This is a genomic window from Microcoleus sp. F10-B2 (assembly GCF_036704965.1).
Lineage (GTDB): Bacteria > Cyanobacteriota > Cyanobacteriia > Cyanobacteriales > Microcoleaceae > Microcoleus.
The window spans coordinates 72,311-86,134 of record NZ_JAUBTB010000012.1 but is presented as its reverse complement, the minus strand read 5'-3'; the positions used below and the strand labels follow the sequence as shown (position 1 = coordinate 86,134).

The 13,824-nt window shown below is 46.1% G+C and carries 9 protein-coding genes and 1 pseudogene; 5 read left to right on the top strand and 5 right to left on the bottom strand.

Going from position 1 to position 13,824, the window contains the following annotated elements; translation table 11 throughout:
• Nucleotides 1-254: 254 nt before the first annotated feature.
• A complete protein-coding gene (locus QUA99_RS06975) occupies nucleotides 255-2,177 on the bottom strand; it encodes a response regulator (RefSeq protein ID WP_333236152.1) in 1,923 nt (640 codons plus the stop codon).
• Nucleotides 2,178-2,380: 203 nt separating this feature from the next.
• Nucleotides 2,381-3,664, bottom strand: a complete 1,284-nt coding sequence (locus tag QUA99_RS06970; RefSeq protein WP_333236153.1) for a chemotaxis protein — start codon at nucleotides 3,662-3,664, stop codon at nucleotides 2,381-2,383.
• 260 nt (nucleotides 3,665-3,924) lie between these two features.
• On the opposite strand from QUA99_RS06970, the gene QUA99_RS06965 reads away from it, so the two are divergent.
• The 3 genes and pseudogenes from QUA99_RS06965 to QUA99_RS06955 all read left to right on the top strand — a co-directional run bounded on the left by QUA99_RS06965 (nucleotide 3,925) and on the right by QUA99_RS06955 (nucleotide 8,175).
• Nucleotides 3,925-6,477, top strand: coding sequence for an ATP-binding protein (locus QUA99_RS06965; RefSeq protein WP_333236154.1), 2,553 nt, complete (start codon nucleotides 3,925-3,927; stop codon nucleotides 6,475-6,477).
• A 461-nt stretch (nucleotides 6,478-6,938) separates the two neighbouring features.
• Nucleotides 6,939-7,313: pseudogene (locus tag QUA99_RS06960) on the top strand (four helix bundle protein).
• Nucleotides 7,314-7,497: 184 nt separating this feature from the next.
• Nucleotides 7,498-8,175, top strand: coding sequence for an N-acetylmannosamine-6-phosphate 2-epimerase (locus QUA99_RS06955; protein ID WP_333240625.1), 678 nt, complete (start codon nucleotides 7,498-7,500; stop codon nucleotides 8,173-8,175).
• A 160-nt stretch (nucleotides 8,176-8,335) separates the two neighbouring features.
• Here QUA99_RS06955 and QUA99_RS06950 read toward each other — a convergent pair whose 3' ends face one another.
• Nucleotides 8,336-8,695, bottom strand: coding sequence for a phage holin family protein (locus QUA99_RS06950; RefSeq protein ID WP_006635567.1), 360 nt, complete (start codon nucleotides 8,693-8,695; stop codon nucleotides 8,336-8,338).
• 214 nt (nucleotides 8,696-8,909) lie between these two features.
• On the opposite strand from QUA99_RS06950, the gene mrdA reads away from it, so the two are divergent.
• Entirely contained in the window at nucleotides 8,910-10,724 is a 1,815-nt protein-coding gene (mrdA, locus tag QUA99_RS06945; RefSeq protein ID WP_333240622.1) for a penicillin-binding protein 2, read from the top strand.
• 96 nt (nucleotides 10,725-10,820) lie between these two features.
• Here mrdA and QUA99_RS06940 read toward each other — a convergent pair whose 3' ends face one another.
• Nucleotides 10,821-11,561 (bottom strand): Uma2 family endonuclease, encoded by a 741-nt coding sequence (locus QUA99_RS06940; protein ID WP_333240620.1) that lies wholly within the window; start codon nucleotides 11,559-11,561, stop codon nucleotides 10,821-10,823.
• Nucleotides 11,562-11,746: 185 nt separating this feature from the next.
• A complete protein-coding gene (locus QUA99_RS06935; protein WP_333240617.1) occupies nucleotides 11,747-12,778 on the bottom strand; it encodes a hypothetical protein in 1,032 nt (343 codons plus the stop codon).
• Between the two features lie 103 nt (nucleotides 12,779-12,881).
• Between QUA99_RS06935 and QUA99_RS06930 the strand changes: the two genes are divergently transcribed.
• Nucleotides 12,882-13,817: a metallophosphoesterase gene (locus tag QUA99_RS06930; RefSeq protein WP_333240616.1), complete on the top strand. Its 936-nt coding sequence runs from the start codon at nucleotides 12,882-12,884 to the stop codon at nucleotides 13,815-13,817.
• Nucleotides 13,818-13,824 lie beyond the last annotated feature (7 nt).

Sequence of the window (13,824 nt, the reverse complement as noted above, 5' to 3'; positions counted from 1 at the left end):
TCTAAATTAGTGTATGTTCTTGATGACGGGCAAACATCAATCAACGCCACCGAGTCCGAATCACACAATCAAACAATCCCAAGTCTTAGCTAAGGCTTCCCGAGCTATTTCGGACACGCACTGCATATTTCCTCCTAGTTATACGAGTTTAAAAAAAGAATACAACTGTAAGTCAGCGATCGAAACCCAGATCTCATCAGTCATTCCCAATGCTTCAATTTTTTAATTATTTAATTTGTTAAATCTAAAATGGATTAACGCTGTGCCTGAGCCAGTCTGTTCCTCAGTTGAGTTCGCTCCAAACGATTCAGGAGGCGAGCAATTAATTCCGGTTGCACGATCGGCTTGTTCACGTAGTCGTCAGCACCTGCGACAAACATTTGGCGCACTGTTTCCGACTCGGAATGAGCCGTCAAAAATAGCACGGGGAGCTTGCTCCAGCGCAAATCGTTGCGAACTGCCAAACACAGCTCGATACCGCTGTAACCGGGCATCTCCACATCTAAAATTAGCAAATCCGGACAAGTCATTTCGAGTACCTCCCAGAACTTTTCGGGATCGTCCAATGTTGTTACTTGAAATCCCCAAGGTTGTAGGATCGCTTGCAGTGCAGCCAATAGATGCACGTCATCGTCTACCACCATAACTTTTGCTTCAGCAGGGCCAGTCTGGTCGAGAACTTGGGCGACTGCTTTGAGTATATCTGCTGGGGGGATAGATTTGTGTAAAAAGCCGGAAGCTCCCAAACGAGCAACTTCTATTCGATCGCTCAATTGATTGTGCCCGCTAAAAACCATCACCGGAATTTCGGGCTTTTCACTGCGGAGTTCGGCTAAGAGAGAAAGTCCGTTTTCCTGAGATCTGGAAAATGTCAAATCCAGCAAAATCGCGTCGGGAGGCTGTTGAGAAATCGCATTTCTTGCCGCTTGCGGAGAGTTAACGACTTCTATCTGAAAGTCGGAACCGGATGCTACTTTTTTAAGTCGATCGCTTCCAAAAGTATCATCATCAACAATCAGCATTCGGCGCTTTTGGGAAACCGCAGGAACCAAATCGCCTTCTGGTTCGGGCGACGGGCGATCGAATATCTGTTTGAGTTTATGTAAAAATCCCTCAATCTGCCGATCCGTCCCCGGTTTCCAGATGTTTTCCGCCTTGAACAAATGTTCTATCTCGCGCGCAACTTCCGAACCTTTCGGCAGCCCTAACGTTCCCAAAGAACCGACTAATTTGTGAGCTTGAGCCTGGGCTTCCTCGCGCAGTTCGCCCTCCAAGCTTCCGTTTTTCAGTTGAGCGATCGCGCGCTCGAATACCGCTACTTTTTCTATAAAATTAGCTTTTAAATTCCTCCGCATTTGGGCAACCACACTCATGACTTTGAGGCGGCGTTCGTCATTGTTTAATTCCCGGCTATACCCGCTAGATTCAGCAGATAAACTCTCTGGACTTTTAGCAGTTTTTGCCGTTTCCTGCGCAACTTTTGGGTTTTCAATATCCTCCGGCAGACTTTTGAGCCGATAGCCCAATCCATACACGGTTTCCACTAAATCTACAGTCATCCCGGCTGCTTTCAGCTTCTGCCGCAGCCCCTTGATGTGAGCGGTAACTGCTTCTTCCTGAGGAAACTCGCCGGCCGACCAAATGCGATCGAGGATGGCGCTGCGACTGAAAATGCGCCGGGGATTTCTCAGGAAAAGTTCTAGCAAATTGTACTCTTTGGGAGTCAAGTGCAGCACTTTTTCCCCATAAGTTACTTCCGTAGTGTCCGGGTTGACTTGCAGTTTTTCCCAGCTCAAATTTGTACTCGAGAAAGTTGCCTTACCCCGGCGCAGCAAAGCCCGAATTCTAGCGATTAATTCTTCGAGATTAAAGGGTTTGACCACATAATCGTCTGCACCCGCTTCTAAACCTTGGACTCGATCGTTGCTGCTATCTAGCGCTGTTAGCAGTAAAATCGGCATTTGGCAGCCGGACGATCGCAATTTCCGACACAAACTAATGCCGTCGAGTTTAGGAATCAGCACATCCAAAACAATCAGGTCGTAATCGTATGCCTGCACCAAATGCAAGGCTGTTTCACCGTCTGCTGCCGCATTAACATTGTAATTGTGAGAGTTCAGCGCTTGGGTAAGCAAACTGACTGTAATTGTGTCGTCTTCTACCAGCAGAATTTTCATAAGCGTAACCTGTTGTTTAATCTATTTTATTGACTGAATTTTTATCGAATTGTTGGGATACTTAAGTAACCTTTTTCCTAGTTTATTTTAAATTTTCCCACCCTCAGTCTAACAAATAGTATTCTTGAATATAGTGTAATGGTAAATTATTATTTGAGTTTTTTTTACCTGTCCCAATGTTTCATCGAATTCTCCAGGGTACTTTATGGCTTTTTTGACTTCAGCGCCTGCTGAATTTTTTGAATCAGATATTGCGATGAATCTTGATGCTTAACTAAGTTTTCCAACTCGGAAACCGCCACTTCGGCGTTTTTTATATCTTTAACTAAAGAATCAGCGGTAACACTTTTTATGACTCCCAAAGGTTGTTTGATAGCGGTCTGTGAATTGAAATCTTTTTCCGCTATTAATTCCTCCAACTCTAACAGGGCCATTTCCGCGCGATCGATCTTGATGGTCACGGATTTAGCCACATTCGCACCCGCTCTTGCTGCCTCCGTGAGTTCGTGAACGCGAAGTTTAAACCGGCTGGCAATTTGCTCCATTTGAGTTCCCAATTCAAAAGTTTTACTTGCCAGTCTGCCAATTTCCAGACTCACTTGGCTCAGACCGCTGGGCTGACTTCCCATTTGATTGGTAACTACAGCTACCTGTACTGCTAAATGCCTGACTTGTTCGATCGCCTCCCGGATGGTTCGGGAAGTGCGGTTAACCGTTTCTAAATCATTAGCTATTGCTTTGCCAACGCCCAAAATTTTATCTGTATTGTTGCAAATAGAATTAGCACCTTGAAAAGTAGCTTGAAATGCTTGGCGACCTTCCGAAGAAATCAGTTTTGCAATCCTCACAAATCGCTGATTCATGTGAGCAATTTCTTCAGCTTGTTTGACCAGGGCCACTTGGTTACTGGGATTACTCTGCGATTTTTCTGTTTGACGTTGTTGGGCTTTTAAAAGTTCATTGCATTCCTGAAGCTTGGCCTGTTCTTGTTGAATTATCGCCTGATATTTATGTCTTTCTACTCGGTATCTTTGAATAATTTTGTTAGCTTGCGCTAAAATTTTTGACTGAGCGATCACCAGAGTATGAATGTCCAAAATGCGGTAAGTCCGGTTTTCCATTACCACAATAATCGGTTCATATATCAAGTCTTTGTGCCTGTTGAGAGACGCTTGCACGGCATCGTCAACTTTCCAGTTTTCCGAAAGCAGCAAAGGCGGAATTCTAATAAAATCTAACAATGCTCGAATAGGCTGCGTCCCGTAAAGTTCTACGCGATCGGGAAGACTCATGTGCTCTCGAAATTTGACGCGAGAAATCATGCCCAATACCTGTGATTCATGAGTAATAATGACTCCCGGCAGGTCGGGTTCTTGCTCGAATCTTTCAGCCACTACCTGTCCTGGAGTTGCAGCACTCACTTGGAAGTGGTGACACGGCAGATGTCCGATCGTGAAATCGGGGGTGAGTTGAGTTGGATTGCTCATTTACCCGGATAGTGTTAAGTAGAAGTTAACAAATTATATATTAATATTATACTGGAATAAGATTGTTTAAAGTAATGACAACTATAGGGAGAAATAAGCTTTCTGGCTCCTGGGCCTGACGAGACCCTGGCTTCTGACTACTTTGATCTCCAGTCTGCTCAACTCTGTTGGAGCGGCCGCCCCTCCTGCGCCCCGGGTTCCGTCCCCAAAACAGGGGCATTCATATTTTGTTCTTTAAAACAACCGGGAAAATATCTAGATTGAAACTAAAAACCTTAAGTCGGACTTTGCCGCTAGCAACGTTTGAGGCTGCTTACCAGTTGTTGCAGCAAATGGCTGAAATGCCAGGGGCGATTTGGCTGGCAGACGATGCGCTCGCTGATTCTCAAAATCTGGAAAACTCGTCGGAAAGATTTGCAGCAGTGGTATCCGATCGGTTTAGCGCGCTGCTGCGGGGCAATCTATTAGATGAGTTCGCAATAAACGGACACAAGCACAGCGAAAAAAATCTCAATTCGCAATTGAATGTGCAGTTGACTTTCGATCCCTGGGCGATCGCCAATTTCCTCTCTCCCCTCGCAGACAAACTCGCAGAAATAACACCCGCACCCTCGCGGCAAATTGACCTTCGCGCCCTGAAACAAGCAATTAAAAATATACAGCCAAACTCTGCCGTTCTTCAAAGCGAATTCACCCTGAATTTGTTGGAGATTCTCGCAGACAATGCCAGCCAAAACAGTTGCCCGCCCCTACACACCCAAACAGAAATACAGGGAAAATCCGCGCCCAAACTGATAGATTCGGAAACGCTAAAGCGCCAGATTTCCGAAGCCGTCAATCACTTACAAATTCCCAGTTCCTGCATTTCATCATTTTGTCAGCCGGTGGAAGATGCTTTGCAGCAGCAGCTCGCACAAGAGCGACTTTTGAATCAGGTGACAACTCAAATCCGCCAGAGTTTGGAATTGCCTGTAATTTTGTCAAAAGCAGTCGAGCGAGTGCGAGAGTTTTTGGAAGTAGATCGTCTGTTAATTTATCAATTTGAAAAAGTCCCAGCGCCGCACAATGACGAGTTAGGTAAAGAAATACCTGCGGCGGTTTCTGGGTCTGGCGAAACCCCAAAAAATTCCGGGTCTTACTTCTATTTAGGTCGCGTCACCTACGAAGCTTTAGCCAGCGATGCTATCTCGTCTGTACTGAATTTTAGTGAAGGCGCGCAGTGTTTTACCAATGGAGTCATTGACAGAGAGAAATATCGCAAAGGTTTGGCTTTGTGCGTCGCGGATGTGGAAACAACTTACTCTTGGCAGCCTTGTTTTTTAGAGTTGATGCGGCGGGCGAAGGTGCGGGCGAAGTTGCTAGTGCCGATCGTAGTTCAAGACGAATTGTGGGGGCTGCTAATTGCCCACCAGTGTACTGTTCGGGAGTGGGAAGAAAGCAAAAAAACATTTTTGCGGCAAATAGCAGAACATTTGGCGATCGCCATTTACCAAGCCGAACTTTATGCAGAAGTCCAGCAGCAAAAGCGCACCTCAGAACAGCGCGTAATAGAGCGCACGCAAGAACTGCGCGATGCACTGGTCGCTGCCCAGTCTGCCAGCCTCGCCAAGAGCGAATTTTTGGCAGCTATGAGTCACGAATTGCGGACTCCCCTCACCTGCGTCATCGGCATTTCCGACACCCTGCTGCGGTGGTCTTACGGCAAAGTTGGCAGCAAACAAGTGCCGGTGCAAAAGCAGCGGCAGTACCTGCAAACTATCCGAGACAGCGGCGACCACTTATTAGAATTAATTAACGATATTTTAGATTTATCGCAAGTAGAAGCGGGAAAAGCAGTATTAAAAATTAGTGAATTTTCTATTTCTAAATTAGCTTCTCAGAGCCTGCACGCCCTGAAAGAAAAAGCTGTGGCTAAAGGCGTGAAACTGGTGCAAGAACAGCGGATCAAACAAGAGTGCGATCGCTTCACCGCTGACCCGCGCCGTTTGAGACAAATTCTATTCAATCTTTTAGGAAATGCGATTAAATTTACTCCCGAAGGCGGGCAAGTCATCCTGCGAGTTTGGGTTACAGAAGATAAAAATCGAACGCCTGCTGTGCGGCGTCCCGGTATTGCACCTGCTGGCAGCACCGCTGTTTTTCAAATCAAAGATACCGGCATTGGAATTCCCGAAAATCAGCGATCGCTTTTGTTTCAAAAATTCCAGCAGTTGGATTCCCCCTACCGCCGCGAATACGGCGGCACCGGTCTGGGATTGGCTTTAACTAAACAGTTAGTAGAGCTTCACGGCGGTGCGATTGAAGTCAACTCTACAGTTGATGTCGGCTCTACTTTTACCGTTTTTATACCCATCCAAACTCAAAGCAAAGATGAATCCACAAAATTCACATATGAAAAATCTAATTCATCTTTACCGCTGCATTCTTCCTCCTTGCGGGGCAGCCTGGTGCTCGTCGAAGAAGATGAAGAAACTGCCATGCTGATTTGCGAGATCCTGACAGTCGCAGGACTGCAAGTGGTGTGGATGATTGAAGGTTCGGCGGCGGTGGAACAAATTGAACTTTTGCAGCCGAATGCTGTGATTGTCGATATGCGTTTGCCCGGTATGAATGGCTGCGAAATAATTCACCAACTGCGCCAAAGACCCGCTACTGAAAATATCAAAATTCTGGCTTTAAGCGCTAAGGAGATTCCCGCAGATGAGATATCTTCCGTGACAGCGGGAGCTAACGATTGTTTGGCTAAACCGATTCACCCCGAGCAATTGCTTGACAAAATTATTTGTTTAATGGCCGGGATTGGTAAGGGTTAATTGGGAATGGGGAATGGGGAATTGGGAATTGGGAATTGGGCGGAGCGAAGCGGAGGGATGGGGCATGGGGCATCGGCCAAACAGGGCATCGGGAATTGGGCGGAGCGAAGCGGAGGGATGGGGCATGGGGCATCGGCCAAACAGGGCATCGGGCATCGGGCATTTAATATAATTGAGTTTTTGAGGCAATTATGGGAAGACCTGATTTTGAGGAATTAGAGGTTTATACGGAACTTACCCCGCACATAAGATTCATTTCTTCTGAAACCATTACAGGGCAAGACTTTCCTGGAGCGGGAAAATCAAGTACATGACTACAACTTTTTACAACCCTTATGTGGAGCGGGTTTGAGTTAATTTTATGATACAGCAATACTTTGGTTATAAATATTAAGAAAATCTTAAATACATGGCTACAAAATTGGAACTGCCAAATGGCTAAAACGAATACAGCTCAAAGAATACAGCCACCGAAACTACCCCCTGCAGGGGTAAGTTCCGTTTATAAGTTGGCGGAAAGTTTGGCGAATCAGATTTGGGAAATTGTTAAAAAATGGGATTACTTCACAAAAGATACGATGGGTAAACAGATCGTTCGGTCTGCTGATAGTGTCTGTGCTAATATTGCTGAAGGAAGAGGTCGTTATAATGACTGAGATAATCAGCGTTTTGTAAAAATTGCGAGAGGATCTTTGTACGAAACAGTAAACTGGTTAAGATTAGCCTATGCTAGACAACTTATCACAAGCGAAGAAGTAAGCAAATTTAAACCAATTGTCGATAAATTACTACCAAAACTTAACGCTTATTTGAGTTCAATCGGGCACAGGAAATAAATTACAAAAAAAGCCCGATGCCCGATGCCCGATGCCCGATCCCTCCGCTTCGCTCCGCCCAATTCCCAATTACCTGTTTGGCCCATGCCCGATGCCCGATGCCCGATGCCCGATGCCCGATGCCCCATCCCTCCGCTTCGCTCCGCCCAATTCCCAATTCCCCATTCCCCATTCCCCATTCCCCATGATTAATTGTCAAATTCCTACAGGATTAATTGTTTCTTGTCAAGCACCGGCAGATTCGCCGCTGCACGATCCGATCGTAATTGCGGCAATGGCTCGAACCGCTGTCAATCGAGGTGCCTCGGGCGTGCGGATTGACACTCCGGCTCACATTGCAGCGGTGCGAAAACAGGTATCAGCTCCCATAATTGGGATTTGGAAGCAGCAATTGCCGGGATGCGAGATTTACATTACTCCTCGGTTTGAAGACGCGCGGGCGATCGCCGCTTCTGGAGCCGATATTATCGCCGTTGACGCTACTCTGAGAAACCGTCCTGCTGGCGGCGAAGATTTAAAGACATTAATCGCGCGAATTCACAGCGAATTGGGCAAATTAGTGATGGCGGATGTAGATACAATAGAAGCTGCGATCGCGGCAGCCCAAGCTGGTGCCGATACTGTAGCAACTACTCTTTTTGGCTACACTGCCCAGACGAAAAATTTCTCGCCGCCCGGATTTGATTTGCTTGCGGAAATGGTAGAAAAGCTTAAGGTTCCCGTTATCTGCGAAGGCGGGATCGCAGGGCCGGAAATGGCTAAAACAGCCTTGGATTTAGGAGCGACGGCTGTTGTTGTCGGCACAGATATTACAGGGATTGATATTAAGGTGACAGCCTATAAGTCGGTGATTGGCAAGTAAGAAGGAAGAAGGAAGAAGGAAGAAGGAAGAAGGAAGAAGGAAGAAGGAAGAAGCGAAAAGAAATATTCGGCGACAGAAATCGCTTCTAGGCAAACGAAACGCGCCAGGTAAGGCGTGGAAATATCGGGCGATTTCTATCGCCCTTTTTCTAGGGGAGTTGCTAAATCAGTGCGCCGTTGATAAAGCTGCTAACTACAGCCAAGGCGATCGCCCCCAGTACCGCGCTCCAAAGGCCCATCCGCAAGCTAAATCCTTCCACTAACTTCGCAGCCGAGGCAAAAACAATCACGTTCATTACAAAAGCAAACACGCCGGAAAGCAGTCCCAGCGTCAGCAGGTTCGGCACGAAAAAAACTGCTTTGAGAATTGGCAAAATTAAAACATTCAACATTCCCAAAACCGCAGCGGAAATTACTGCTTTCGGTGTGCTGTCAATTTCTACTCCGATCGGCAGTTGAGAAATTAGCAGCAAGCTGCTGCCCGTCACCAGCCAAGCAATCAAAAAATCGATCGGTTCCACAGCGCCCCTACCTCCTTAACAGTTGAATTGTCAATAAAACCTGATATTTAACCTCTACCTTAATCAAAAAAAACCGCTGATTCCTCTACCAATCGACAGAATTTATGTCTGTCACTAAAGAGTTAGAAGTTATCATAGGTGTATCCTCCGCCAAATAATCCGGATCGCAACCCGATCCACCTGTTAGTTGAATAAAAATAGCAGATTAATTAATATGGCTGGCGATTTTTCTTTTAACTCTCAAGTCCGATTAGACAAAAATGGCTTGGACAATCCTTCACGGCAACGCAGCCGATCGCTCCAAGTTATGATTTTTATGCTGCTAGTCACTACCTTGGTGACGCTGCCGATATTTCGTCTAGCCGAACTGCAACTGGTACAGGGAGCCTACAACCGACAGCGGGCGGAAAATAACCGCATTCGCCCTGTTTCAGTCGCAGCGAATCGCGGTCAAATTTTAGACCGCAACGGCAAAATTTTTGCGGCCAGCCGCGTATCTCGATCGGTCTATGTGTGGCCAAAAGAGCGATCGGCCAAGGAGTGGCAAGAGATCGCCGCTACACTGAGCCCGATCGTCAAACTTCCCGCTGCCGAAATTATCAAAAAAATCGATGCAGCAGGCTACAGATCGGCCCTACCAGTGCGAATTAGTAAGGATATCGATGTCGGTACTTTCGTCGCTTTGGGAGAACAAAGTAATGCTTTGCGGGGAGTTGAAATTCGCGTAGAATCGAGCCGAGACAATCCCAACCAGCAATTAGCAGCTCACCTTTTGGGATACGTCGGCGAAGCTACTTTAGATCAATTAAAAGCTAATCCTGCATATCCGATGGGGATGATCGTCGGTCAAATGGGAGTGGAAAAATTAGCCAATTCAACTTTAGAGGGCGTTTGGGGAAACCGTTTAATCGAGGTAAATGCTAAGGGCGAAGAAATCCAAGATTTAGGTGTAAAAGACCCTATTCCCGGCAAACCAGTGCAGCTAACTTTAGATTTAGATATGCAGAAAACTGCGGAAAAAGCTTTGGGCGATCGCCTGGGTGCCGTTGTAGCGATCGACGTAAAAACCGGAGCTCTTTTAACAATGGCTAGTTGGCCGACATTCGATCCCAATATTTTCACCCGCAAGGTGACTCAACAAGAATGGGATCGACTGCAAGGGCCAGACAAACCATTTTTAAATCGGGCAGTTCAAGGCTATCCAGTCGGCAGCACTTTTAAGATTGTCACTTCTGTAGCCGGGATGGAGTCGGGCAAGTTTTCTCCTGACTCGACTTTGGTAAGTTCTGCTTCAATTAACATCGGCGGAATTTCCTTTAACGAACACGGCGCCGGTTACGGCGTTATCGGTTTCCGCGATGCTTTAGCCTACAGCAGCAATACGTTTTTCTATCAAGTAGGTATGACTGCAGGGCCGGAAGAAATGGCGAAATGGGCTAAAAAAATGGGCATTGGCGGTACTATTAATTTAGATCTTTTGGGGATAGACGGCGCCAATCACGGTCAAGTTCCGATCCCAGCAGAGAAACAGAAAATGTATGGTGAAGATTGGTACGTTGGCGATACGGTAACAATGGCGATCGGTCAGGGTTTGGTACTTTGTACTCCCTTAGAATTGGCCGTGATGGTGTCAACTATTGCCAATGGCGGTTGGCGAGTGCAGCCGCATTTATTGGCTTCTCAAACCAATACTCCTATAACTCAAAAAATTCAAACAGGTATTAAGCCTGCCACTTTAAATGTCGTTAAACAAGGATTGATTGACGTGGTGAAAAAAGGTACAGGCCGCGCCATGAATGACGGTACTATTCCTTTAAGTGCTGGTAAGACTGGGACTGTGGAAATGCCAGGTCATCCTGACAATTCTATGTATGTAGGTTTTGCTCCCGCTGACAAACCGGAAGTTGCGATCGCAGTTATAGTTGAAGGCGGCGGATATGGTGCTGTAGCGGCGGCACCAATTGCTCAAGAGGTATTTAGAACCTATTTTCAAAAGCAGGGTTTTAAACCTACTAATAAGCCTTTCTAGTCATTAGCTAATTTTTGAGTCCTGACTGTTGACTATTCACATTTTTTGCCATACTTCGATCGCACTATTCTTGATATCTTGGAAAAGTGCGATCGATCAAAAGTTTTCCCCTACCAATCGTCTCACTTCCACGGTTGATAAATTCATCATTTGCGCTACCTGTTCCAGACTCATTCCAGAATTTAAGAGTTGAGTTACGATCGATCGCAAAGCTGACTCCGCTGCCAGTCGTCCCAGGTTTTCTTCCTTGTGAGTCTTCAAAAACTCACCCGTTTGAGGAACTCTAAACCTCAATTCTCCTGAAATTATATGCAATTCCAGTCCCAGCACTTCACTGAACAACCACAGCGTATCGAAAGCGATATTGTTGGCTGAAATCGGCTCGTACTGATTGTTTATCAGACGTACTCCCTGTAAAATCGGATTCAGATAATCTCCCGACGGATCGTACTGAAAATATTCCCTAACTCCCAAAGCCCGATAAATTTCCGGTTTGGTCTCTTGGTCTTTCGTTTTAGTTGTTTCCGAAGTAATTTCTAACACAAAATCGGGAGTAATTCCCCTTTCTTCCCAAACTTTATAATTATCCCTTTTGCGTTTGGCTACTCCAAACACCACATAAACATCCGGGGCCACAACTGCCTGATTGTTCCCTTCTTCATAATAAATGAAAGAATTGGCTGACACGTAAACATCAGAACGCTCTTGAAAGTAAAGGTTGACAGCTTCAACGCTGTAAGTCATGTAATCGCGCGTGATGTCGCTTTCAGCCATCGGCTCTCCGTCGCTGTTGGGATATTCAATTTCTACTTGTTCGGCTTGAGTTAAAATTGTCATTTTTCAATTTTCCTCAAAGTTAATTAATTTAATGTTAGCATTCTGTCGGATTTGGGAAAAGTTCGATATCCTCAAAAAAATTAACAGCAGTAAGGTGCGAACTGCGCACCTTACTGCATAATTAAGTTTTGCTTCCTGGACTGTAAGGCTGGTCTGATGGTTGATAAATACAGACAATTTAAATTCTAATTAATCCCTCTATCCAAAATAATCATTTCGGAACCAACAACTGGACTCCTAGCTATTAAATTCCCTTCCCTATTAGCAATTTCTAACTTGCTGAAATTGAGTGAATTAGCCTCCTTCCACATCTTAGTTGCTAGTTGATTTTGCTCGATTTCGCTGAGTTTGTACCAATCTTCAGCGACTTTTACCGTCAAAATGCTGCTGGAAAAATTAGCTTGAACAGACTCAACTAAGCCGCCGCCCAGTCGATTCTTAATCTCAGTAACTTGATTTTGAATCGCAGCAATCAGAGACTGTTCGGGCGTCAGCGGCGGCGGTGGGATAAGTTCTACTGGTTGCGGTTTTTCCGGCGCCACTAAATCGGGCAACTTGCTTTTGAATTTGGTAGAGATTGGCGCTGACGGTACGATCGCCTCTGGCGATTTCGGCGTTTCCGGCGCCACAAAATCGCCAAAGGTTGGCGGCGACTGCTGCGCTGCTGGGAGAGGCACTTTTGCTACTTTGTCCGGCGGTTTTGCCGAGAAACTGTTGAAAGTTAAACCGACTGCAACGATCAGAGTTGCTGCTATGGCGGCGTTTAAAATTGGATCGGACAGCTTCTCGTTGGCAGATGGTGGCAGTAACGATCGCACTAGCCGCACAATACTTTGCCAAAGTACAACGACTTTCTCTAAAAAACTCCCTTCCGGGCGTTGGGATACAGGCTTTTTATCAACTTTTACAGCAACTTTTGGCGGCACGCTGTTAACTTCTGCAGCAACAGCCGGAGGAGTTGCTGTTGCTGAGTCTGAAGCAGTGGGTGCGATCGGCTTTTGGGGCTGCAACGGGGGTTCGGCTGCTAATTTTTTCCCTTTTTTTCCCAAATTCCCAATCGAGGCAATCAAAGCTTTGATTCTCTGATTGTTGGGAACGCTGCTGCTGACATTTTGAGTTTTGCTGCCAGTGGGGGCAGACTTTGCGGCCGAATCAACCTCCGGTGTCGGAGATTGAGAGGCTTCTGGAGTTGACTGGTTTAGTTGTTCTTCTGACATTTTCTTTGCCTTGGGGCGTTGCAAATATATCTAAACGAGATAAATTTTTGTTGAGCCATCTCAACCTTAATTTATCATTTAACTTAGTTGTAACTGAATCAAAATGAGCATCAAACGCCGTCACTTTCTAATTTTAGGCAGTCTCAGCAGCTTAGGTTTTGCCGGAGTCTGGAAAATGTTTCAGCTTCGGACTTCCTGGGGTACAGACGCCAAAGCTGCTGTGCCTTCTAACGTTGAGGCAGAAAGGGCGATCGTCCCATTGCCGGCCTCACCGCCTATTTTACGCTTTATTTCGGTAGCCGACACCGGTACCGGCGCCCAAGGTCAGTATGCTGTGGCTGAGGCGATGGCGCAATATCACCGGGAAAACCCTTTTAATGTTGCTGTTCTCGCGGGCGACAATATCTACAATAACGGCGAAATTGAAAAAATTAATGCTGTTTTCGAGCGGCCTTATCGGTCGTTATTGCAGAAAAACGTAAAATTTTATGCTTGTCTGGGAAATCACGACATCCGCACTGCTAACGGCGACCCGCAGGTTAAATATGCGGGTTTTAATATGCAAGGTCGCTACTATACTTTTCGCCGCGATCCGGTACAGTTTTTTGCTTTAGATACCAATCGTAATGCTGACTGGGAAAATCAGCTTGTTTGGCTGGAAAAAGAGTTGAGTCAGAGCACCGCACCTTGGAAAGTTGTGTTCGGCCACCACCCGATTTATTCTTCTGGCGTCTACGGATCGAATCAATCTTTTATTAAGACTTTGGTGCCTTTGTTTCAAAAGTACGGCGTGCAGCTTTATATCAACGGACACGAGCACAGTTACGAACGCACTCGCTCGATTAACGGTACGACTTATTTAATTTGCGGGGCCGGCGCGGGCACTCGTCCGGTGGGGCGTTCTGAGTGGACGGAGTATTCTGCTAGCCGCCTGAGTTTTGCGACGTTTGATGTCTATGAAGACCGGATGTTTGTCAGTTCTATCGGTACTGACAAACGGGTTTTTGACCGAGGGGTGATTCAAGTGCGATCGGCTTAATTCAAAG